Origin of the sequence: Actinobacillus vicugnae, from assembly GCF_901687125.1 — a bacterium.
GTDB classification, from domain to species: Bacteria; Pseudomonadota; Gammaproteobacteria; order Enterobacterales; family Pasteurellaceae; genus Actinobacillus; species Actinobacillus vicugnae.
Window position 1 is genome coordinate 172,015 of record NZ_CABFJY010000022.1, and the last position, 21,112, is coordinate 193,126.

General features: G+C 39.6%; 22 protein-coding genes and 1 riboswitch. Of the genes, 10 read left to right on the plus strand and 12 right to left on the minus strand.

Annotated elements, in window-relative coordinates:
* Positions 1–223 precede the first annotated feature (223 nt).
* Together parE and F8M47_RS06760 are read right to left on the minus strand one after the other, a co-directional pair.
* Positions 224–2,137 (minus strand): DNA topoisomerase IV subunit B, encoded by a 1,914-nt coding sequence (parE, locus tag F8M47_RS06755; protein ID WP_150539369.1) that lies wholly within the window; start codon positions 2,135–2,137, stop codon positions 224–226.
* Positions 2,138–2,204: 67 nt separating this feature from the next.
* Positions 2,205–2,591 carry a Cu(I)-responsive transcriptional regulator gene (locus F8M47_RS06760; RefSeq protein WP_150539370.1) on the minus strand — a complete coding sequence of 129 codons (387 nt, stop codon included), beginning with the start codon at positions 2,589–2,591 and terminating at the stop codon, positions 2,205–2,207.
* 72 nt (positions 2,592–2,663) lie between these two features.
* Here F8M47_RS06760 and F8M47_RS06765 point away from each other — a divergent pair, with 72 nt between their 5' ends.
* Together F8M47_RS06765 and F8M47_RS06770 are read left to right on the plus strand one after the other, a co-directional pair.
* Positions 2,664–2,864 carry a heavy-metal-associated domain-containing protein gene (locus tag F8M47_RS06765; RefSeq protein WP_150539371.1) on the plus strand — a complete coding sequence of 67 codons (201 nt, stop codon included), beginning with the start codon at positions 2,664–2,666 and terminating at the stop codon, positions 2,862–2,864.
* Positions 2,865–2,936: 72 nt separating this feature from the next.
* Positions 2,937–5,087, plus strand: coding sequence for a heavy metal translocating P-type ATPase (locus F8M47_RS06770; protein WP_150539372.1), 2,151 nt, complete (start codon positions 2,937–2,939; stop codon positions 5,085–5,087).
* 254 nt (positions 5,088–5,341) lie between these two features.
* Here F8M47_RS06770 and ruvC read toward each other — a convergent pair whose 3' ends face one another.
* From ruvC to aspS, 5 genes are all read right to left on the minus strand, one after another.
* Positions 5,342–5,920 carry a crossover junction endodeoxyribonuclease RuvC gene (ruvC, locus tag F8M47_RS06775; RefSeq protein WP_150539373.1) on the minus strand — a complete coding sequence of 193 codons (579 nt, stop codon included), beginning with the start codon at positions 5,918–5,920 and terminating at the stop codon, positions 5,342–5,344.
* A gap of 83 nt (positions 5,921–6,003) precedes the next feature.
* Positions 6,004–6,528, minus strand: a complete 525-nt coding sequence (locus F8M47_RS06780; RefSeq protein WP_150539374.1) for a hypothetical protein — start codon at positions 6,526–6,528, stop codon at positions 6,004–6,006.
* A gap of 129 nt (positions 6,529–6,657) precedes the next feature.
* Positions 6,658–7,398, minus strand: coding sequence for a YebC/PmpR family DNA-binding transcriptional regulator (locus F8M47_RS06785; RefSeq protein WP_150539375.1), 741 nt, complete (start codon positions 7,396–7,398; stop codon positions 6,658–6,660).
* A gap of 47 nt (positions 7,399–7,445) precedes the next feature.
* Entirely contained in the window at positions 7,446–7,895 is a 450-nt protein-coding gene (gene nudB / locus F8M47_RS06790) for a dihydroneopterin triphosphate diphosphatase (protein ID WP_150539376.1), read from the minus strand.
* Between the two features lie 30 nt (positions 7,896–7,925).
* Positions 7,926–9,701 (minus strand): aspartate--tRNA ligase, encoded by a 1,776-nt coding sequence (gene aspS / locus F8M47_RS06795; protein WP_150539377.1) that lies wholly within the window; start codon positions 9,699–9,701, stop codon positions 7,926–7,928.
* 377 nt (positions 9,702–10,078) lie between these two features.
* Between aspS and F8M47_RS12265 the strand changes: the two genes are divergently transcribed.
* Together F8M47_RS12265 and F8M47_RS06805 are read left to right on the plus strand one after the other, a co-directional pair.
* The gene (locus F8M47_RS12265) at positions 10,079–10,246 is read left to right on the plus strand and encodes a type II toxin-antitoxin system RelE/ParE family toxin (protein ID WP_244298076.1); all 168 of its coding nucleotides are present in this window, start codon (positions 10,079–10,081) and stop codon (positions 10,244–10,246) included.
* Between the two features lie 53 nt (positions 10,247–10,299).
* Positions 10,300–10,608 carry a helix-turn-helix domain-containing protein gene (locus F8M47_RS06805; protein WP_150539378.1) on the plus strand — a complete coding sequence of 103 codons (309 nt, stop codon included), beginning with the start codon at positions 10,300–10,302 and terminating at the stop codon, positions 10,606–10,608.
* 39 nt (positions 10,609–10,647) lie between these two features.
* On the opposite strand, the gene F8M47_RS06810 is transcribed toward F8M47_RS06805, so the two are convergent.
* Positions 10,648–11,634 (minus strand): amidohydrolase family protein, encoded by a 987-nt coding sequence (locus tag F8M47_RS06810; RefSeq protein ID WP_150539379.1) that lies wholly within the window; start codon positions 11,632–11,634, stop codon positions 10,648–10,650.
* A 281-nt stretch (positions 11,635–11,915) separates the two neighbouring features.
* Positions 11,916–12,008: riboswitch (TPP riboswitch) on the plus strand.
* A gap of 73 nt (positions 12,009–12,081) precedes the next feature.
* On the opposite strand from F8M47_RS06810, the gene thiB reads away from it, so the two are divergent.
* From thiB to folK, 4 genes are all read left to right on the plus strand, one after another.
* Positions 12,082–13,038 carry a thiamine ABC transporter substrate binding subunit gene (thiB, locus tag F8M47_RS06815; RefSeq protein WP_150539380.1) on the plus strand — a complete coding sequence of 319 codons (957 nt, stop codon included), beginning with the start codon at positions 12,082–12,084 and terminating at the stop codon, positions 13,036–13,038.
* Positions 13,039–13,249: 211 nt separating this feature from the next.
* Positions 13,250–13,699 carry an RNA polymerase-binding protein DksA gene (dksA, locus tag F8M47_RS06820; RefSeq protein ID WP_005624430.1) on the plus strand — a complete coding sequence of 150 codons (450 nt, stop codon included), beginning with the start codon at positions 13,250–13,252 and terminating at the stop codon, positions 13,697–13,699.
* Positions 13,700–13,821: 122 nt separating this feature from the next.
* Positions 13,822–15,354 (plus strand): polynucleotide adenylyltransferase PcnB, encoded by a 1,533-nt coding sequence (gene pcnB / locus F8M47_RS06825; protein WP_150539381.1) that lies wholly within the window; start codon positions 13,822–13,824, stop codon positions 15,352–15,354.
* A 67-nt stretch (positions 15,355–15,421) separates the two neighbouring features.
* Positions 15,422–15,892, plus strand: coding sequence for a 2-amino-4-hydroxy-6-hydroxymethyldihydropteridine diphosphokinase (gene folK, locus F8M47_RS06830; RefSeq protein ID WP_150539382.1), 471 nt, complete (start codon positions 15,422–15,424; stop codon positions 15,890–15,892).
* Positions 15,893–15,926: 34 nt separating this feature from the next.
* Here the strand turns inward: folK and F8M47_RS06835 are convergent, their stop codons facing one another.
* From F8M47_RS06835 to F8M47_RS06845, 3 genes are read right to left on the minus strand one after another with little or no spacing between them, the layout of a single operon-like run.
* Positions 15,927–16,148 carry a YnbE family lipoprotein gene (locus F8M47_RS06835; protein ID WP_150539383.1) on the minus strand — a complete coding sequence of 74 codons (222 nt, stop codon included), beginning with the start codon at positions 16,146–16,148 and terminating at the stop codon, positions 15,927–15,929.
* A complete protein-coding gene (locus tag F8M47_RS06840) occupies positions 16,145–18,874 on the minus strand; it encodes a YdbH family protein (RefSeq protein ID WP_150539384.1) in 2,730 nt (909 codons plus the stop codon). Before F8M47_RS06840 ends, F8M47_RS06835 begins: the two co-directional genes overlap by 4 nt.
* A complete protein-coding gene (locus F8M47_RS06845; protein WP_150539385.1) occupies positions 18,874–19,698 on the minus strand; it encodes a hypothetical protein in 825 nt (274 codons plus the stop codon). The genes F8M47_RS06840 and F8M47_RS06845 overlap by 1 nt, the downstream gene beginning before the upstream one ends.
* A 91-nt stretch (positions 19,699–19,789) precedes the next feature.
* On the opposite strand from F8M47_RS06845, the gene gloA reads away from it, so the two are divergent.
* Both gloA and rnt read left to right on the plus strand, forming a co-directional pair.
* Positions 19,790–20,197 (plus strand): lactoylglutathione lyase, encoded by a 408-nt coding sequence (gloA, locus tag F8M47_RS06850; protein ID WP_150539386.1) that lies wholly within the window; start codon positions 19,790–19,792, stop codon positions 20,195–20,197.
* A 113-nt stretch (positions 20,198–20,310) separates the two neighbouring features.
* Positions 20,311–20,973 carry a ribonuclease T gene (gene rnt / locus F8M47_RS06855; RefSeq protein WP_150539387.1) on the plus strand — a complete coding sequence of 221 codons (663 nt, stop codon included), beginning with the start codon at positions 20,311–20,313 and terminating at the stop codon, positions 20,971–20,973.
* A gap of 40 nt (positions 20,974–21,013) precedes the next feature.
* Here the strand turns inward: rnt and F8M47_RS06860 are convergent.
* The coding region (locus F8M47_RS06860) for an IS3 family transposase (RefSeq protein WP_150538323.1) at positions 21,014–21,112 on the minus strand (99 nt) is incomplete at its 5' end.

Here is a 21,112-nt window from a genome sequence, read left to right on the forward strand (position 1 = left end):
ACAATTGGATAATAAAAATTCACTGGCACTATACACAAAATTTTAAGGAAAGAAATAAGAATGTTATAAAAATGTGAACTTTCTCAAAAATATTTTTAGCTATTTTATAACATTGAATTAACAAGTAAGCGGTCGAATTTCTACAAATTTTGCAAAAACTAATTGGCAGAAAATCTGAAAAATTCGACCGCTTGCTTACAGCTACTAGCTTCGAGCCAAAAAGCTATACACTCAAATCTGCTTGATCACCTCGGTTTTGTAGCCATTGTTTACGATCCTCTGACCTCTTCTTCGCCAATAGCATATCCATAATTTCAAAGGTGTTCGGCTCGTTTTCTTCCACTGTATCCAACTCGTCTAACGTGAGCTGAACCAAACGGCGTGTACTTGGATCCATGGTTGTTTCACGCAATTGGCTTGGATTCATCTCACCTAAACCTTTAAAGCGTTGCACATTCGGTTTACCTTTTTTCTTTGCTAAACGAGCCAAAATAGCCTCTTTTTCCGCTTCATCTAGTGCGTAATGCACCTCATCTTTACCAATATCAATGCGATAAAGCGGTGGCATTGCCACATAAACATGTCCATTTTTCACCAAGTTCGGGAAATGACGTAAGAATAACGCACACAATAATGTCGCGATATGCAAGCCATCTGAATCCGCATCGGCAAGAATACAAACCTTACCGTAACGCAATTCATCTAAATTATCGTTATCAGGATCAATCCCCATTGCCACCGCAATATCATGTACTTCTTGAGAGGCAAGCACTTGATCAGAAGAAACCTCCCAAGTGTTTAGGATCTTACCTCGTAATGGCAAAATAGCCTGATAATCTTTATCACGAGCTTGTTTGGCTGAACCGCCCGCCGAATCGCCTTCGACTAAGAAAAGCTCAGTACGGCTTAAATCTTGCGAAGTACAATCCGCTAACTTGCCTGGGAGCGCAGGGCCACTCACCAGTTTTTTACGCACCACTTTTTTGGCCGCACGCAATCGGCTTTGTGCCGATGAAATCGCCATTTCTGCAATCAGTTTACCTGTTTGCACATTTTGGTTTAGCCATAAACTAAACGCATCTTTGATGGTACTATCCACATAACTAGAAGCCTGACGAGATGACAAACGTTCTTTAGTTTGCCCTGCAAATTGAGGCTCTTGAATTTTCAATGAAAGCACATAAGCACAACGATTCCACACATCGTCCGCTGTTAATTTAACGCTTTTCGGCAGTAGATTATGAATTTCACAAAATTCCACCATGGCTTTTAATAAGCCATTACGCAAACCATTGACGTGCGTACCACCCTGTGCTGTTGGAATCAAGTTTACATAGCTTTCCGCCAATAACTCACCGCCTTCTGGTAACCAAGTTAGCGCCCAGCTCACAGCTTCAGTTTCCGCCACCACATCGCCAATAAATGGCGGATTGGGTAAGCATTCAAACTCTTTTAAGGCTTCGCTTAAATAATCTGATAAACCATCTTCGTAATACCAGGTTTCATTATTGTTATTAATATGATCGACAAAGTTGATGGTTAATTTTGGGCAAAGCACCGCTTTAGCACGCAATAAATGACGTAAACGGCTAACTGAAAACTTAGCTGAATCAAAATATTTTGGATTTGGGTAGAAACGAACCGTTGTCCCTGTTTGCTTTTTCGGACAAGTGCCAACTACGGCTAATTCTTCCACCTTCACCCCATTTTCAAAGGCTATTGTATAGATTTCGCCATTACGCTTAATTTTAATTTCTACCCGTTGAGAAAGCGCATTTACTACAGAGATCCCCACCCCGTGTAAACCGCCTGAGAAGGTATAGTTTTTATTCGAGAATTTTCCGCCTGCGTGTAATTTAGTCAGAATCAACTCTACCCCTGAAATTTTCTCGGTGGAATGAATATCCACAGGCATTCCTCGCCCATTATCAATTACTTCAAGGGAATTATCTGCATGCAAAATCACATCTATTTGAGAAGCATAGCCAGATAGCGCCTCATCGACACTGTTATCAATAACCTCTTGCCCTAAATGGTTTGGGCGAGTGGTATCCGTGTACATACCTGGGCGAAGTTGGACGGGTTCAAGATCTTTTAAAACGGTAATTTCATCAGCACCGTAGCGTTTATCAGACATGACTAAGTTCTCTTAATGGACGGAAAAGCTGGCATTCTAAGTAAGAATTACTATTTTTGCAAAAAATTTAGTATTTTAGACCGCTTAAAATCGAACATTCGGGGCTGTCATTCCCACAACAAGACTTACTCCAACTTTTCAATAAATTTAACATTTGTTGTAAATCGGCAATTTTTTGCTGAAGTTCTTCAATATGTTGTTCGGTAAGTTGTTTCACCGCGCGGCTAGTGCGTTGAGGGTCGTCGTTTAGTTTTAATAATTCGCTAATTTGCATCAATGAAAAGCCAACTTTTCGAGCATTACTAATAAAATGCAAGCGCTCTAAATCCGCTTCAGAATAAATTCGGTAGCCTGTCGCAGAACGTTGTGCTTGTGGCAGTAGCCCTGCTTTTTCGTAATCTCGAATCTGTTTCGCCGATAAATTGGCTTGTTTTGCTGCTTGACTAATATTCATAGTTACCTCTTGACCTTAACCTAGGGTTAAGCTTTATCATAGCGCAAAATGTTCACTATACGGAGAAATAAAATGACTATTACACTTAAACTTGATGGTTTACATTGTGGCAACTGTGTGAAAAGCGTAGAAAAAGCCTTAAATGCGGTAGAAGGCGTAACTCAGGTAACCGTCACCTTAGATCCACAACAAGCGGTTGTAGAAGGCACAGTAAGCGCTGAAGTACTGATTGCAGCAGTAGATGATATTGGCTTTGAAGCAAGCCTCATCTAACCCTAAACACGGAATACATGCATCGTATTCCGTTGTTTTTCAGCCTTTTATTCTTTTCTTAGGACATAAAATATGACGAAAGAACATCAGCTTTTAATTGACGGTATGCATTGTGCAGCCTGCGTTCGTCGAGTTGAGAAAATCTTGATGAAAGTTGAAGGCGTTACTTTTGCAGCAGTCAATCTTGCCGACCAAACTGCCTTTGTTCAAGGTGAGGCAAATCCGCAAACAATGGTGCAAGCGGTCGAGAAAATTGGTTTTGGCGCAGAAATTTTAGAAAGCGAGCAAGCACGCCGAATCAAACAACAAGCACAAACACAACGCACGTTAAGCCATAAAAAATGGCAGTTTGTCAGCGCTTTAGTAGTGGGTTTTGGCTTAGTTGCACTTGGTTTAGTGATCGGAATGGTGCCAAATGAAAGCAATTTACTTTATTGGTTTATCGCTGCAGCGGTCAGTTTATTTACCATGTATTTTGCGGGCAAAGATTTCTTTGTCAGCGCATGGGTAAGTTTAAAAAACAAAGCTTCCACTATGGATACTTTAGTTGCCCTGAGTACAGGTGTCGCGTGGCTTTATTCCTTCTGGCTAACCTTATTTCCACAGCCGAACGCACACGTTTATTTTGAAGCGAGTGTGATGATTATCGGCTTTATCAATTTAGGTAAATTTCTTGAATTAAAAGCCAAACAGCGCTCCTCATTAGCGCTAGAAAAATTGCTCGATTTCGCCCCACAACAAGCGGTCATTTTTGATGAAAATAATGCAACGCGAACTATTCCAGTCAAAGGCATCAAGCCAGAAATGCGGGTGCAAGCATTAACAGGCGATCGTCTTGCGGTGGACGGTAGATTAGCCAGCGGTTCGATTTGGGTGGATGAGTCTATGCTCACAGGTGAAGCATTGCCGATTGAGAAAAAAGTAGGCGATAAAGTACGTGCTGGTACGCTTATCCAAGACGGTGCAGGTGTTTATATTGCGGAGCAAGTCGGTAACCAAACGGCACTTGCTCGTGTGATTAATGCAGTACGCCATGCGCAATCCAGTAAGCCACCACTTGCGCAATTTGTGGATAAAGTCGCGAGCGTTTTCGTGCCTGTAGTGGTGAGTATTGCGCTGATAAGCGGTCTAATTTGGCTATTACTAGGCAAAGAATTATCGTTTGTGCTTTCGATTTTTACCACCGTATTGATTATTGCTTGTCCCTGTGCGCTTGGTTTAGCAATTCCGCTTTCGACTATTGCGGGCGTAGCTCGCGCAGCAGAATTTGGCGTGCTTGTGCGTAATATCGAAGCGCTACAAGCTGGGTCTGAAATTGATACTTTGGTCTTTGATAAAACGGGTACGCTCACTACAGGGGAAATGACTGTTTCTAATGTGCAAACCTTTAACGGATTTGAGCAGGCTCGTTTGCTCCAATTGGCAAAAAGTCTTGAATTACACGCTTCTCACCCGATTGCGAAAGCCATAGTAAAATTTGCAGAAAATCAGACCGCTTGTGAGGTAAGCGAGGTGCAAATCGTAAGAGGCGCAGGCATGCTTGCTAAAATAGGGGCAGATAAAATCAAACTTGGTAATGCGAAATTTGTAAATCCTGCAGTAAACCTGACCGCTTCTTGTGCCACCCAAATTTTCATGGCAGTAAATGAGCAAGTGGTTGGTGTACTAACTATTGAAGATCAGCTACGTCCTGAAGCTAAAGCGATGATCGAACAATTTAAAGTGGAAGGTTATCAATGCTTAATGTTAACGGGTGATCGCCAAACTACCGCTGAATATTTTGCACAACAACTTGGCTTAGATGGCGTGATTGCTGAAGTACTACCTGAACAAAAGGCGGATAAAATTCGAGAATTACAAGCACAGGGCAAAAAAGTTGCGATGGTGGGGGACGGCATTAATGATGCTCCTGCTTTAGCGCAAGCTAATGTTGGTATCGCAATGCACAACGGCTCAGATATTGCGGTGGAAACCGCTGATCTTTCGCTGATGCAACAGGGCTTAGCACCTGTTGTGCAAATTTTGCCATTCGCTAAACGGGTTCTGCGTAATATGAAGCAAAGTTTATTAGGTGCTTTTATGTATAACGTGATTGCGATCCCCATAGCGGCTGGAGTACTTTATCCGTTCACAGGTTGGCTACTCAACCCAATGATCGCTGCCATTGCGATGACGATGTCTTCGATCACTGTTGTGTTAAATAGCCAAAGGTTGTTGAAATAACTAAACCGTCGTCACTATATTCTCGCTTTCTAAGAGAGGAAAATTTGCAAAAGTTTTGGGAAATTTAACCGCTTTTTTTCTAATCAATAACATAGATTATTTAGCGATAGAAATTACAGCGTTATATAGAAGGCATTGGGAAATAGAAATGTGTTTCAAAGTTATTAAATAGCATTGTGGTTTTAATCATGAAAGGTGCGTTAGCAAACGCACCTTTCACTTAACAGGTGTAAACGCTTTCATTGGGTTACTCACTAACCCCTTAGGCGGAATCTGCCTCGGCTGTAGCGGGTTTTCATTAGGGCAAGGATTTGTTCTTTATCGCTAGTTACTTTTTGGTTGCTCTGTTTTGCCACCACTAGTGAATGCTGGATTGAATGCGCATGAGTAATTGCAATTGCTAAAGCATCGGCTGCATCGGATTGCGGTTTGGCGGAAAGTTGTAGCATCCGAGTAACCATATCTTGCACTTGGATTTTATCTGCCGAGCCAATGCCTGTTACGGTTTGTTTTACTAAACGAGCAGCATATTCAAAAACAGGCAAATCGTGATTAACCGCCGCAACAATAGCAGTGCCTCGTGCCTGCCCTAGTTTTAATGCCGAGTCAGCGTTTTTTGCCATAAATACCTGTTCAATAGCAAACATATCGGGTTGAAATTGGGTAATAATTTCCGTTACCCCTGCATAAATACGTTTTAAACGGCTAGGTAAGTCATCCACAGAAGTTCGAATTGAGCCACTTCCTAGATATTCTAAATGGCGTCCAGTCTGGCGAATCACGCCATAACCTGTCACCCGAGAGCCAGGGTCAATTCCTAAAATAATCGGCATAGTTTGTCCAATATATGAAAACAAGCGGGCGGATTTGCACAAAAATTTACAAATCCGCCCGCTTATCTAAACGAATCAATCTGTTATTTATTTAATTTTGCTGTTGCAGTTTGATTAATTTCGCAGTTTTTTGCAAGGATTTCATCTGCATTTTTACCTTTTTTGAATAACATTCCTGCTTCGGTTTTATTAAAAGTTGAAAGCGTGAAAGTATCATCTAGATTCCAGACATGTGTTTTTGATTCGAATGAAGCAAAGTCTTTATTTTTTTCATTTCGCATTAACCCTTTTACCGCTACATCATTAACGCTTAATGTTGAACTGATTGCTTTTTCACCTTCAAACTCATAGCTTGCAACAACGGTTTTATTGCTTTGGCATTGGTAAACTACAGTTTTAGAAGATGTAGTTAATTTATTTTTTACAGTATTTACCGTGTTTGAAACGCTGGTAGATACAGCATTTGCACCTTCTTTTACTGCATTAGTTGTTGCTGAAGCCGCATTTGATGCGCCTTCAGTTACGGTTGATGCTACATCGCTAGCAGTGGCGCAAGCCGCTAAAAGAGTCGCTAAAGATAATGCCGAAGCAAATTTTGTTAATTTCATTTTATATTCCTTATGTTAGGGATAAACACACACGCTTTAAACGCATTCATTAGATGTTTGATTATTGAATTTAGTTCAATTTAAGTAAAAAAAAGAAGCCAACTTCAAAAGTTGGCTATGTATTGTAATTTATAGCAATGCAGCAACTTCATCGCTGATTTCACCGTTGTGATATACGTTTTGTACATCATCACAATCTTCTAAACGGTTAATTAAATCTAATAATTTTGGTGCTGTTTCCGCATCAAGCTCAACGGTTGTTGATGGAATCATGGTTACTTCAGCATTTTCAATTTTGAAACCTGCTTTTTCAATGCCATCACGTACATCACCTAAATCTTCCCATGCGGTGTAAATTTCAAATGAACCGTCTTCTTGTGGTTGAATATCATCAGCACCCGCTTCAATAGCTGCTTCAGTTAGTGCATCTTCATCGCCAGAAGCGATTAAAATCAACCCTTTTTTGCTGAATAAGTAGCCAACAGAACCTTCAGTACCTAAGTTACCGCCACATTTTGTGAAGCTTGGACGAACTTGTGAAATGGTACGGTTTGCGTTATCACTTAAACATTCCACCATTACTGCAGTACCGCCTGGGCCGTAACCTTCGTAGATTTTGGTTTCCATATTGGTATCATCGCCACCGCCCACACCACGCTCAATTGCACGGTTGATCGTGTCGCGTGTCATATTGTTTGATAACGCTTTATCCACCGCTGAACGTAAACGAGGGTTAGAAGCGACATCACCACCACCTAATTTAGCAGCAGTCACTAATTCACGAATTAATTTAGTAAAAATTTTACCACGTTGCGCATCTTGTGCTGCTTTACGGTGTTTAATGTTAGCCCACTTACTATGACCTGCCATGCTATTGTTTCCTTCTTTATTTAATATGAATAGATCCCGCTCCCTTTCTAAAGAGGGGAATTGTTTGTTAAAAATTTTGCAATCGCCTGCGCATTATTCGGCGATTTTGTTCGTTGAATCGCTTGTGCTGGCGAAAGCCATTCAAACGCTAAATGCTCCGTCAAAATGGGCGCACGCTCGCTAGGTAGCCCTAACAAAAACCAATGTTCCACGCAGTGCGTGATTTCAGGGGCGTATTTATAGCGAAAATGCGGAAAAATCTCAAATTCTACTGTTTCATTGCAATCTATGAGCGTAAATTTTTCCGCCACAATATCAATTCCAACTTCTTCTTTCACTTCGCGAAGTGCCGTTTTAAACGGTTGTTCGTTTGGTTCAAGTGAACCTGTTACCGATTGCCAAAATTCAGGATCGTCTTGGCGTTGAAGCATTAATACTTTTCCTGAATTTTGAGCATAGATCACAACTAAAACGGAGTAAGGATTTTTGTATTTCATTGCAAAAAATCCGCGTTTTTTGACCGCTTATTATTCTGCTTTCTCTTTGCTTATCACCGAAATGCCAAGCTCTTCCAACGCTTGCGGGTTTGCAAAGCTTGGTGCTTCGGTCATTAAACACGCCGCTGCAGTGGTTTTCGGGAAGGCGATAACATCACGGATATTTTCTGTACCTGTGATAAGCATAGTCAAACGGTCTAAACCGAATGCAAGACCTGCATGTGGTGGGGTACCGAATTTTAATGCATCTAATAAGAAGCCGAATTTTTCTTGTTGATCTTGTTCGTTAATACCAAGAATGCCGAACACAGTTTGTTGCATTTTCGGATCGTAAATACGCACCGAACCGCCACCTACTTCGTAGCCGTTGATCACCATATCGTATGCATTTGCAACCGCATTCACAGGATTTGCTGCTAATTCCTCTGGGGTTAAATCTTTAGGTGAGGTGAATGGATGGTGCATTGCAGAAAGATTGCCTTCGCTGTCTTTTTCAAACATAGGGAAATCAACCACCCAAAGTGGTTTCCAAGCGGTTAAATCCGTGATATTTAAGTCACGACCTACTTTAAGACGTAACGCGCCCATTGCATCGGCAACTATATTCGCTTTGTCTGCGCCAAAGAATAGGATATCGCCATTTTGTGCATTAACACGCTCAAAGAGGGCTTTAAAAATCTCTTCATTGAAGAATTTTGCCACTGGGCTTTGAATACCGTCTAAGCCAGCGTTGATGTCGTTAATTTTTGCCCACGCTAAGCCTTTCGCACCGTAAATGCTCACGAAATTAGTATATTCATCAATTTGTTTACGGGTTAATTCGGCACCGTTTGGCACACGAAGCACCGCAACACGTCCTTCAGGATCGTTAGCTGGTGCATTAAATACTTTAAATTCGACCGATTTTAGAATATCAGCAACATCCACTAATTCAAGTGGGTTGCGTAAATCTGGTTTGTCTGAACCAAAACGGCGCATTGCTTCATGCCAAGTCATCATCGGGAATTTGCCTAAATCCACGTTTAAACGATCTAACCATAAACCGTGGATCATTTTCTCCATTAATTCACGCACTTCTTCTGCAGTTAAGAATGAAGTTTCCACATCAATTTGGGTAAATTCAGGCTGACGATCCGCACGTAAATCTTCATCACGGAAACATTTTACGATTTGGTAGTAACGGTCAAAACCCGACATCATTAGCAACTGTTTGAACAGCTGTGGTGATTGCGGTAATGCGTAGAATTTGCCATTGTGTACACGGCTTGGCACTAAATAGTCACGTGCACCTTCAGGTGTAGCTTTAGTTAGCATTGGTGTTTCGATATCAAGGAAACCGTTATCATCCATATAGCGACGCACAAAGCTGGTAATTTTGGCACGGGTTTTGAGTTTTTCCGCCATTTCTGGGCGACGTAAATCAAGGTAACGATATTTTAAGCGCTGTTCTTCGGTATTGTTTTGGTTGAAATCAAGTGGTAAAACGTCAGCGTTGTTATACACTACTATGTTTTTCACAAGAACTTCGATTTCGCCTGTCGCCATTTCTTTGTTAATTTGCGACTCATCACGGGCAATCACTTCACCTTGAATTTGCACACAAGCTTCTGAGCGTAAGCTTGACGCAATTTTAAAAATCGCTTCATCTTTTTCATCAAAGAAAACTTGTACAATTCCTTCACGGTCACGAATTTGCATAAAAATAAAACGACCTAGGTTACGAACACGATGTACCCAACCGCTTAAAGTTACGGTTTGACCAACGTGTGATTTGCGTAAATCGCCACAATAATGAGAACGCATCATATAAACTTATCCTTTAAAATTTTGAAAAATGGTTTCTAAAAATGAGAAAAAACTTTCGAATTATAGCCGAAAATCAAGCTAGATACGACCTACAAGCGGTCGTTTTTCACAAATTTTTTACGAAGTAAACTAAAAAGATAAAAATCATTTTGCGAGCGGGATCGAAAAAAGCAAAAAAGATAATTGGCAAATATAAATGCCTGATTAGACGGAATATCTTTATTATTTTTTATACGCTTTAGGCGTATAGTGAGGTGTCGGTGACATTATCATTTATTGAATTACCTCCTTTTGAGAAATTTCGGCAACAGTATTTAACCAATGAAGCATATCGGCAGTTTCAGTAAGTATTATTAGCCGAACCAGAAAAAGGTGATGTGATTCAAGACATTCATGGATTACGCAAAATTCGTGTTGCAGTCCAACAAAAAGGAAAAAGGGCTGGCGCTAGGGTAATCTATTATTACTATGCGAATGGCGCTCAAATTTGGCTATTTACAGGCTATGATAAATCGGAAAAAGTTGATTTAAGTGTTGAGGAATGAAAAGCGTTTTCAAAAGTTCTTGAACATTTAAAAGCATTAGCGGAGAAGCAATAATGAGTCGATTATTTGAAGAATTAATGCAAGGAGCAGAGGCATTAGAGCAACATTTTAAGGGTAAAATTACGCTCAGAACCACCACATTAAAAAAGCCTGAACCCATTCAAATTAGCCCTGATGAAGTGAAATCAATTCGTGAGAAATTAAATTTATCGCAAGCAGTTTTTGCGCGTAAATTAAGAACTTCAGTACGCACTTATCAAGGGTGGGAACAAGGCAAAACCAAGCCTAATCCTCAAGCAGTGTTATTGCTTAAAATGGTAGAAAAATCTCCCGATACTTTTGAGCAAATTGCACGTTTGTAAAAATAAAAACCGAGCGCAATGGCTCGGTTTTTTTAGGGATTAAAGTAAACCTAATACTTTACGTCCGTTGATGCTGGCGATATTTGCCATTTCTTCAAGGTTGGTAAAACGGCAGCCCGCAGAGAGTAGGCTAAGTTCTTGCCACATATCGCCCTCACATAATGGCACCATATAATCACAGATGTTATCAGTACCGATAGCAACAGTAATGCCTTCTGGAATTAATTCATCAGCAGGTGTAAGCGCATTATGAAAAGGTTGCAAATCTTCTTTACGCCCGCTATCAATCCATGCCATTGGGCAGGCAATTACCATCATTTGTGAGTCACGCATTTTTTGGTAGAGCATTTTGCGATATTCTTTCGGGTGCGCACCAATTGAAATACCATGAATTGCGACTACTCGTCCTTGCATACCGTGTTCAATTGCTTTATCACATAATTGCTCAGTTTCTTTTTCTTTTGGTGTGTTAAATTGATCAACGTGTACGTGTAGCATTTTGCCCAGTGATTTGGCTTTATCCATTAAAATATCTATCGCTTCTAAGCCTTTGCCAAAATCTAATTCATCACGATAAGGCAAGCCACCAATCATATCCACCATTTCAGAACCAATATCAAACCATTTTTTTGCGGTTGGCTCAATTACGCCTTTTAACGTTTGATTAGCAAATTTTAAGATAATATCACTTTTATATACGTCACGTGCTTTATGTGCTGCAATAATTGCGCGGTCTTCACACACTCCATCAATATCAACGAAAGTACCGAATGCAGTAACCCCCTGTGAAATCATTAATTCGATCGCTTGCGAGAAACGACGGTAATAATCATCAACACTTGAATTACGTTTTACTTCATCAACCAAATCCCATTTTTGTTGAAGATTCGCATTTTGGTAAATAGCAATTTTTTCTGGCGTCATTGTAAATGCACGGTCTGCATGGGCGTGCGCATTTACCCAGCCACCTTTTTTGATGATTTCGTCACGAATATGGCTTTTGAGCGTACGAATTAATTGGCTCATATTAATCTTTTCCTCTCTATTTTTATTTGCTGAATTTTAGGTAAAAAAAAGATCTCTATTTAAGAGATCAATATCAAATTTGAAATGCCAAAAAAAGAGCCAAGCACCATAGTGAAATGATGTTTGGCTAAATGAGTGTTTAAGTATGTTGTAAGGTTTTGCATATGAATCTATCTAGTTCCTTTTTGGCACTAGGGCTGTAGTATATCCGCTTGAAAATTAAAAAGCAAACGTTTGCTTTTTGGGTTTGCATTATATTTACGTATGTCTTACAATTTGCCGCGTTCTCATTGGGGTGCTTTACGAAGCTGAGAAATTACCCATAGAACCTGATCTGATTAGTATCAGCGTAGGGATTTGAGACAGTATTTTTATACCTTTATAAAGTATGAAAACTAAGCCCCGTTGCTCAAATCCTTCTAGTTTATGTTTTAGAAGGACTTTAAAATGAAAAAAATTTTTGCATTATCAGCCTGCTTGGCGGCAAATGTGATGGCACAAACGCCTATATTGACGGTTTATACCTATGATTCTTTCACTTCAAAGTGGGGGCCGGCGTCTAAACTTGAAGAATTGTTCGAACAACAATGTCAATGTGATGTGCGATTTCTCCCTTTTGAAGACGGTATTACTATGTTCAATCGTATTCGCTTAGAAGGTAAGAAAACAAAAGCGGATGTGATGTTAGGGCTAGATAATTTTACTATGGAAGAAGCGCAAAAATCAGGGCTTTTTGCAGAGCATGGACTTACAGTTTCTGATTTTTCTTGGCAGAATAACGTTTTTTTTCCGTATGATTACAGCGAATATGCGTTTATTTATGACAAAGAGAAACTTGCGAATCCGCCCAAATCATTAAAAGAGCTAGTTGAACGACAAGATTTAAAAGTGATTTACCAAGATCCAAGAACCAGCACTGTAGGTCGAGGTTTATTATTTTGGGTAAATGGCGTGTATGGCGATACTGCTGGTGATGCTTGGAAAACATTAGCAAAGCATACGGTTACTGTAGGCAAGGGCTGGTCTGAAACCTATGGCGCCTTTTTAAAAGGCGAATCCGATTTGGTGTTAAGTTACGCGACTTCCCCGCTTTATCATCAGTGGCATGAAAAAACGGATAAATATGTTGCGGCACAATTTGAAGAGGGGCATTTGGTACAAACCGAAATCGCTGCAATTACTAAAGTAAGTAAACAAAAAGCGTTAGCACAACAATTTCTGCAATTTTTGCATCAAGGGCAAGCACAGCATGTGATTTCTTATCATAATGTGATGAAACCGATTGTTGATACTCAAGCTGATCCAGCGTTTAAAACGCTTCCTGAGTATAAACAACTTCGCTTTACACAGCCTTCTTCTGAGACCGTGAAGCAATGGCTTGCTAGCTGGCAACAAAGTTGGTAGTGGAATAATTTCATTATTTTGACGGCTAAATGGAATCTTTAGCCGTTTTTATTGTCTGCTAAGCGGTAAAAATTACAAAAATTTTTGCAAAATCTGATTGCCAAAAGGGATTACATTTGCTATTTATACGCCCTTTTGAATTATCCCCCAAAATTTTTTATGTCTATTTATTTTTAAATAGGGGCAACACTATCCAACAAGGAGTGAAATTATGGCTCAAGTGGCAGGTACCACTTCATTAGGTTTATTAGCTTTAGCGGGCGTTACACCTTACCAACCTAAAAAAGATGAAGAGTATATGAGTGACGCTCAAAAAGAGCATTTCCGCAAAATTCTTCGTGCGTGGCATGTTCAAATTATGGAAGAAGCTGAACGTACCAAAAGCCAAATGCAAGAAGAAGTTGCAAATTTTGCTGATCCAGCAGACCGAGCAACACAAGAAGAAGAATTTAGCTTAGAATTACGCAACCGTGATCGTGAACGTAAATTACTTAAAAAGATTGAGCAAACGCTAAATAGCATTGCTGAAGATGAATACGGTTATTGCGAAACTTGTGGCGTAGAGATTGGTTTACGTCGTTTAGAAGCGCGTCCTACCGCAGATATGTGTATTGACTGTAAGACACTTGCAGAAATCCGTGAAAAGCAAATGGGCTTATAAGCTTAATTAAAAATGGATAATTGAAATTGACAATGGACAATCGCAAGTTGTCCATTATTTTTATCTTGTCCATTATCGATTGTTAATTTCAGAGGTGTATTATTTTTAATTATATTAAATCGTTGTTTAGTCGTCGAAAAAACGTCAAAAAACAACCGCTTGTAGAACCAGAAAAGGCATCTCGTAAGCAAAGCAAACCAGCGAAGGCTACGGAATCTCGAACAAAACGTTCTGCATCAAAATCGATCGAAAACAAAAGCCACTCGCCAAAAAAAGCAAAGAAGCAAACGCATACAAATTTGCCTTCTCATCTGTTGCATAAAAAATTTACGGTGAGTGCTGGGCATTACGATATAACGCCGAAAGATTTTCCTAAAAATGCGTTAGCAATTGTTGAAAAATTACAGCGTGCAGGGTTTGAAGCTTATGTGGTGGGCGGTTGTATTCGAGATTTATTGTTAGGTCATAAACCAAAAGATTTTGATGTCGCAACAGATGCTAAACCCGAAGAAATTCAAAAAATCTTTGGCCGTCAATGTCGTTTGATCGGACGCCGTTTCCGTTTAGCGCATATTGTGTTTGGGCGAGATATTTATGAAGTTGCGACTTTCCGTGGCGAACACAGCCACCATAATAGCGATAAAATCTCTAAAGTAAGCGAAGACGGTATGCTATTGCGTGATAACGTGTATGGCTCATTACGTGAAGATGCACAACGTCGAGATTTCACCGTGAATTCACTTTATTATGATCCAAAACATAATCTTATTTTTGATTTTTTTGACGGAATTGATGATCTAAAAGCAGGCAAATTGCGTCTGATAGGAGATCCTGTCGTACGTTATCAAGAAGATCCTGTACGAATGTTGCGTGCAATTCGCTTTATGGCAAAATTGGATATGTTCTTAGATAAACCAACAGAAGCACCGATTCGTGAATTAGCATGCTTATTAAAAAATATTCCAACAGCACGTTTATTTGATGAATCATTAAAGTTATTCCAATCAGGGCAAGGTTTTAAAACTTATCAATTAATGCGCCAATATGGTTTATTTGAGCAATTATTTCCCGTTTTAACGCCATTTTTTACTGAACGTAATGATTCGAATGCAGAGCGTATGTTAAGTAAAGCGTTAAATTCAACCGATGATCGAATTCGTGATAATTTACGGGTAAATCCAGCGTTTTTATTTGCTGCTTTACTTTGGTATCCATTGCGCGAAAAAATGGAAGTGTTAAAAAATGAAGGTGGCTTAAATAGCCATGATGCAATGATGTTAGCGGCGAATGAAATATTAGCTGAAAGCTGTAAATCGATTGCGCTCCATCGTCGTCATACCTCGGTAATTCGTGATATTTGGGCATTACAATTCCAAATGACCAAACGCTCAGGCAAGCGCCCACAGCAAACGCTAGAGCATATTAAATTCCGCGCAGGTTTCGATTTGTTGGTAATGCGGGCGGAAATTGAAGGCGGTGATTTAGTTGAGCTTTCTGCTTGGTGGCATGAGTATCAATTTAGCAATGATGCACAGCGTGCAGAAATGTTGAAAGCGGTCAGAAATTTGCCAAATTTTGCAGGTGAAGAAAAGAAAAAGCGTCGTCGCAAAACGTTTAGAAAGAAAAAAACAGCGAAAAAGCCTTCGGCTGAATAATGGAAATAGGGCGCAAGTGAAAACTTGTGCCTTTTCATTTTAAAAATGGATAAATAGGATAACCAGTATGAAAACGGTATATATCGCATTAGGTTCTAATTTAGATAACCCACTCGCACAGCTCAAACAAGCGGTCGAATCTTTAAAACAATTTGCAATAAATTTTGAAGTAAGCCCCTTTTACGGTAGCAAACCCGTTGGACCACAAGATCAGCCCGATTATGTTAATGCGGTAGCAAAATTTGATACGGAATTAAGCCCGCTAGCATTACTCGATAAATTACAAAGCATAGAGAATACGCAGGGCAGAGTACGTATACGTCGCTGGGGCGAGCGTACACTGGATTTGGATATTGTGTTATATGGTAAAGAACAAATTAGCAATGAGCGCTTAACTGTTCCACATATTGAAATGAAAAATCGAGAATTTGTGATTGTGCCAATGTACGATCTTAGTCCTGATTTAGAGCTACCAAGCGGTGAAAAATTAGCTGAAATTTACCAGCAGTTTAAACATCATCAAATGGTGACATTCTAATTAAAAATGCACGGGATACCGTGCATTTTGTGTTTTATTCCATTGGTGTATCTACCACTGTTTCTGATTTTGCGGCTTTATTATCTGAAGTACGCAAAACTGCACGGGATTTCTCATCAAATTTTACATCAATGCGGTGATCTATCACGACATTCATATTGATCGTAATACCTTCAGCGGGTGTTTCAAGCTGTACTTTGGGGGTACAAGCGGTCAAATTTAGGCAAAAAATTGCAAAAAGTAGGCTTTTTTTCATTTTCTTTTATCTAGCTGTTGGTAAATAGAATTTTCAATGTGTTGTTCGACATAAGAGCCTGAATTGATCATATGCCAAAGGTTAAAGATATTCTCTTTATGATGATAATTAAAGTTAATTTTTGCTTTTTCTTGCTGATTTAACTGCATTTTTAGTTTGGCATCCAGCACCATTTCGCCTGTTGAACCAACATTAATTAAGCTACGCAGGTCGGTAATTTTCGTATCATGGAGTAAATAAAGCAATAAGCGCTCGGAATAACCACTGGTTTGTGAAATCGCTTTCATTAATTCAGGTTGAATTTTTAAATTAGATTCAACCGCTTGTGTAAGTAAGCCATCACATACATAGCACGGTTTACCTTCCAGCCAAAACGGTAGCATGGCATTGGCTTTGCCTTTTAATTCAATTTGCTGATATTGCACAAATTCCAGAATACGCTCGAAATCAATATTTGTTAGCTTTAAATAAGCAATTTGAGTTTGCGGTAAGGCAAATTGTTCGATATTAAGTTCACCGTCCAATAATTGCATTGAAAGCTGTTTTAACATTAGCGGTTTTTTACGGCTATACGGATAATGCCCAAACACTTTGGCGCGGATATGTTGTATCGGTAAGCCTAAATTCAAACGCCCAATCTTGAGATCGATTGGCTGTTTTAAGCCAAAATCAAATTCATTCGCTTGTAAGCGATAAGGCAGATTAAAATCAATCGCTTGGGCTTCGCCACTTGGCATAGAAAGTGAGGCATTACGAATTGCAAAATGTCCGCCAGCAATAATGCCTTTTTCAATACTCGCACTAAAAGCGGTTTCGCCCCGTACTGTTCCTCCTGTGATCAACCAATGTTGACGAAATGGAATCAACGGTTGGAATACTTTTGCGGCTTGCTCGCGCCAATATAAACGCCCAATCAGTTCACTTGCGGTTCTGGTGAGTTTACGGCGGGCGAATAACTGAATAGGCTCAATATTATCAGCCTGTAGCGATCCTTTTACATTTAAATTTTCAATCTCTCCATTCACTTGTAATTTGGCGACAGGAGCAGGGATTTTACCACCATATGCAAATTGCATTTCAGGCGATTTGATTTGAATACCGCCATCAAGCTGCCATTGTTGATAGGCAAATTTTATCGGCTCAATTAAACTTAATTCTGTTTTAGGAATGGTAATGCCTCGCTGCTGAATCTTGCCTAATTCACCGCTTAATTGGTTTAATCGTACTAAATTCTTATGCCAATTACCTTGTCCGCTGATTTTTAATTTGCTCGCAATGGTATGGATATTGGTATCGCCCCAAAGCCTCCATTGCCACTGAGCTTGCACGGCATTTTTATCCGCAACCTCTTCAAAAAAGTTGAGTTGCCCCATTTTAAAATGTTGAGCAAAGCCGTCCAAATGCAGATTAATATTTTTAAAGTCTGGGCTTTCGCCTTTGAATACTGCGTGTAAGCGTCCATTTACACCGTGTTTATTCAGCTGAATCCCCGCTAGTGGAAAACGCAAATCGTGAATAGTGAGAAAACGTTGTTTACCAACTAATCGTAATAATGATTTTGGTTGAAAGTTTAGTGTTAAGTCATCAAATTTTCCGCTAAATGCTACAGGCAACACACTGTATAAAATAAAATCATCATATTTTACATTGCCTGTAATTTGAAACGGCATATTTAGCCTATCAGCGTATAGTTCGCCGTCACGGCTTTCTAACACAATATTACCTTTACCTGAAGTTGGGCTTTGCGATAATAAATTAAAACGCAAGTAGCTTTTTAGCGGGTAATAATCGCCATTGTTAAAACTTTTGGGCGTGAGTTTAGCATTAATAAAACCTTGTAATGGAAAATCGGTAAGCCAATCCCAATAGAATTTTCCTTGGTTAATTTCAAGGGTTTTATAATCAAAGCGGAACGGGAAATTCAAGCGATTTTTCGGCGCAGTTTCAGAGGCGAAAGCCCAATCACCCACTAGCTGATTTTGTGCATCAGTATCCCAACTTAAAAGCGAGCTGCCTTCTCGGAGAACTTCATTATTCACCATTTCTTTCGGCAAGATCCAATGGTAATCGCCTTCAAATTTTGATGGAATGCTAAGTAAATCTGTTGGATTGAGTTGGGCGGAGAACAGTAAATTATGTTTTTCCTGCTCGCTTGGTTGATAAGCAATATTGCCCGATAGGGTTTGGTTTGCAATTTCTCCGCTAAATTCAACCGCTTGTTGGTGTAGATAAGCGGTCAATTTTTGCTGAAAAAATGCGAGTTTGCTGTAGCTTGGTGTTGCCAGTAATTGTGCTAGACGAGGATGTAGCGTTTCGGGCAAATTGACCCAATGTAGCGCCTTAATTTCTGCTACTCCTTCAGGGAGTAGCGCTAAAATAGCTGAAAGTGAAAAGGCGGAGGAAGAATCCGCAGATGTAGGTAATTGGCTTAAACAGCCGTAATCAACTGTAGCGCTATCTAATGATACTCGATTTTGGCTGTGCCAATATATAGCAAAATTATTGGCACGAATAACAGGACAATCCTGATAGCTGAGAGAAAATTGCGCTAAATTTGCGTTTTCAAGATTGGCGTGAATACCACCAGCGGGCATTTGTATTTTCCAACCGCTTGGCAGAAACCAATTTGTGACTGTTGAAAGTTTGCTACCTGAAAATAAAGTTGCCCCACTTAAAATAAGCAGTACAACTAACATGCCAGTAACAAATAAGCTACGTTTTAGCATTAGATCATATTCGTGAAAGGATAGAGCATCGCTAATAAAGTTGCAATTGTCCATCCGAATGGATTTTTAATTTGCTTTTCGCCTTTACCAATTAGCAACCATGCGAGTAATGCAAAAATGATAAATTGCACAATAAAATAAGCTACATAAGGCAATAACGCCATATCTGGCATAATTTGTAGCTGTTGATAAAGCACAAATGCGCTCCATAAATAATTTAGCACTAACACAATTAGTGCGAGTTGAATCAACAATTTGAAAAATACATCCAAACGGCTTTTCGCCAACATTAAATACCAACCAGCCAGCAAAATGCCGAGTAATAATTGTGCAAAATTGTTGGCGCGTATGCCATTAAATAGCGAGGGAAGTTCCACCCAATAAATCGCTAAATACTGAATTATTCCTACTGCGATCATACCAAACGCGCTGTAAATTAACGCATTAATTGGTTTTTCATGAGCATTAAACAGCCAATAAAAAGTGCCGAGCATTAATGAAGCTACGCCCGCCAACGCCATTGGATTATGTTTAGGAGTAAAACCGATTGAATAAGCGAAATTGCCAAGCGCAAACACTATAAAAAATTTCAAAACAAATAACAGTCTGCCTGTCTGCCCAGGGCAAATTTGCCCCTTCCATACCACAAAGAATGTAATCAGATTTGCAATAAAAAAGGCGAGTAAATAAGGCGAAATAAAAATCGCATTTTGTGGTGCAAAATGATGATTAAGGAACATTTGCACAAATAGCATTAAGACCATAGGTAGCAATGCGTGGGTTGCGATATCATATTTTTTTTCAGAATCGTGATCGTGCGACATAAGTTAAAAGGCTAGTTAAATTGGAAAATGATTTTAGTATGAAATTATGCCATAATGTCGCTAATTTTTTAACTTAAATAAGGAATTTACTATGCGAATTTTACATACCATGTTACGTGTTGGCGATTTAGAGCGTTCAATTAAATTCTATACTGATGTATTAGGTATGCGCTTGCTTCGTACCAGCGAAAACCCTGAATATAAATATTCATTAGCATTTGTTGGTTATGCTGATGAAAGTGAAAGTGCGGTTATTGAATTAACCTATAACTGGGGCGTGGAAAGTTATGAGTTAGGTACGGCATATGGTCATATCGCATTAGGCGTTGATGATATTTACACGACGATTGAAAAAGTACGTGCTGCTGGCGGTAAAATTACTCGTGAACCAGGCCCTGTGTTAGGCGGAAAAACCGTTATCGCATTTGCGGAAGATCCAGACGGTTATAAAATTGAATTTATTGAAAATAAGAACGCACAGGCTGCATTAGGCAACTAAGTTTAACTACCACTTAAGTGGGCAAGCGGTCATATTTTAAGAGAAATTTGCACATTCTTTTTTAAAATCCGACCGCTTTTTATTTAACGGGATAAGCTATCCCTTGTAAAAAAATGACAGAACAAGTAACAGATTATAATTTATTAAAAAATCGTTTTCGTGGTTATTTACCCGTAATTATTGATGTAGAGACAGCAGGATTAAATGCGCAAACCGATGCACTTTTAGAATTGGCGGCGATTACCGTTAAAATGGATGAGCATGGTTATTTAGTACCAGATCAAAAATGCCATTTTCATATTCAGCCGTTTGAAGGGGCAAATATCAATCCTGATTCACTTAAATTTAATGGGATTGATGTTGATAATCCATTGCGTGGTGCGGTGCCAGAGAATATTGCAATTCCAGAAATGTTTAAAATGGTACGCCGTGCAATGAAAGCTCAGGGGTGTCAGCGTGCGGTGATTGTGGCACACAATGCAACTTTTGATCAGGCTTTTGTACAGGCTGCAGTAAAACGAATTAATGCAAAACGTGACCCATTCCACCCATTTGCGATGTTTGATACGGCAACATTGGCAGGCTTTATGTATGGACAGACCGTGCTGGTGAAAGCATGTCAAATGGCGAAGATTAGTTTTGATGGTAAACAGGCTCATTCGGCGTTATATGATACTGAAAAAACGACCGAGTTATTTTGTGCGATGGTAAACCGTTTAAAAGATCTTGGCGGATTTCCGCTTATTAGCGAAAGCCAGTCCGAACAAGAACAATAAACCACTGCAAAGTGATCTGACCCCAAAAAGTTAGACACATTTAATTCAAGGACTGGGTTCTGTATTCAACAGGGCTTAGTCCTTTTAGTTTCACTTGAATACGCTCGTGGTTATAGTAATACATGTACTCGTGAAGGGT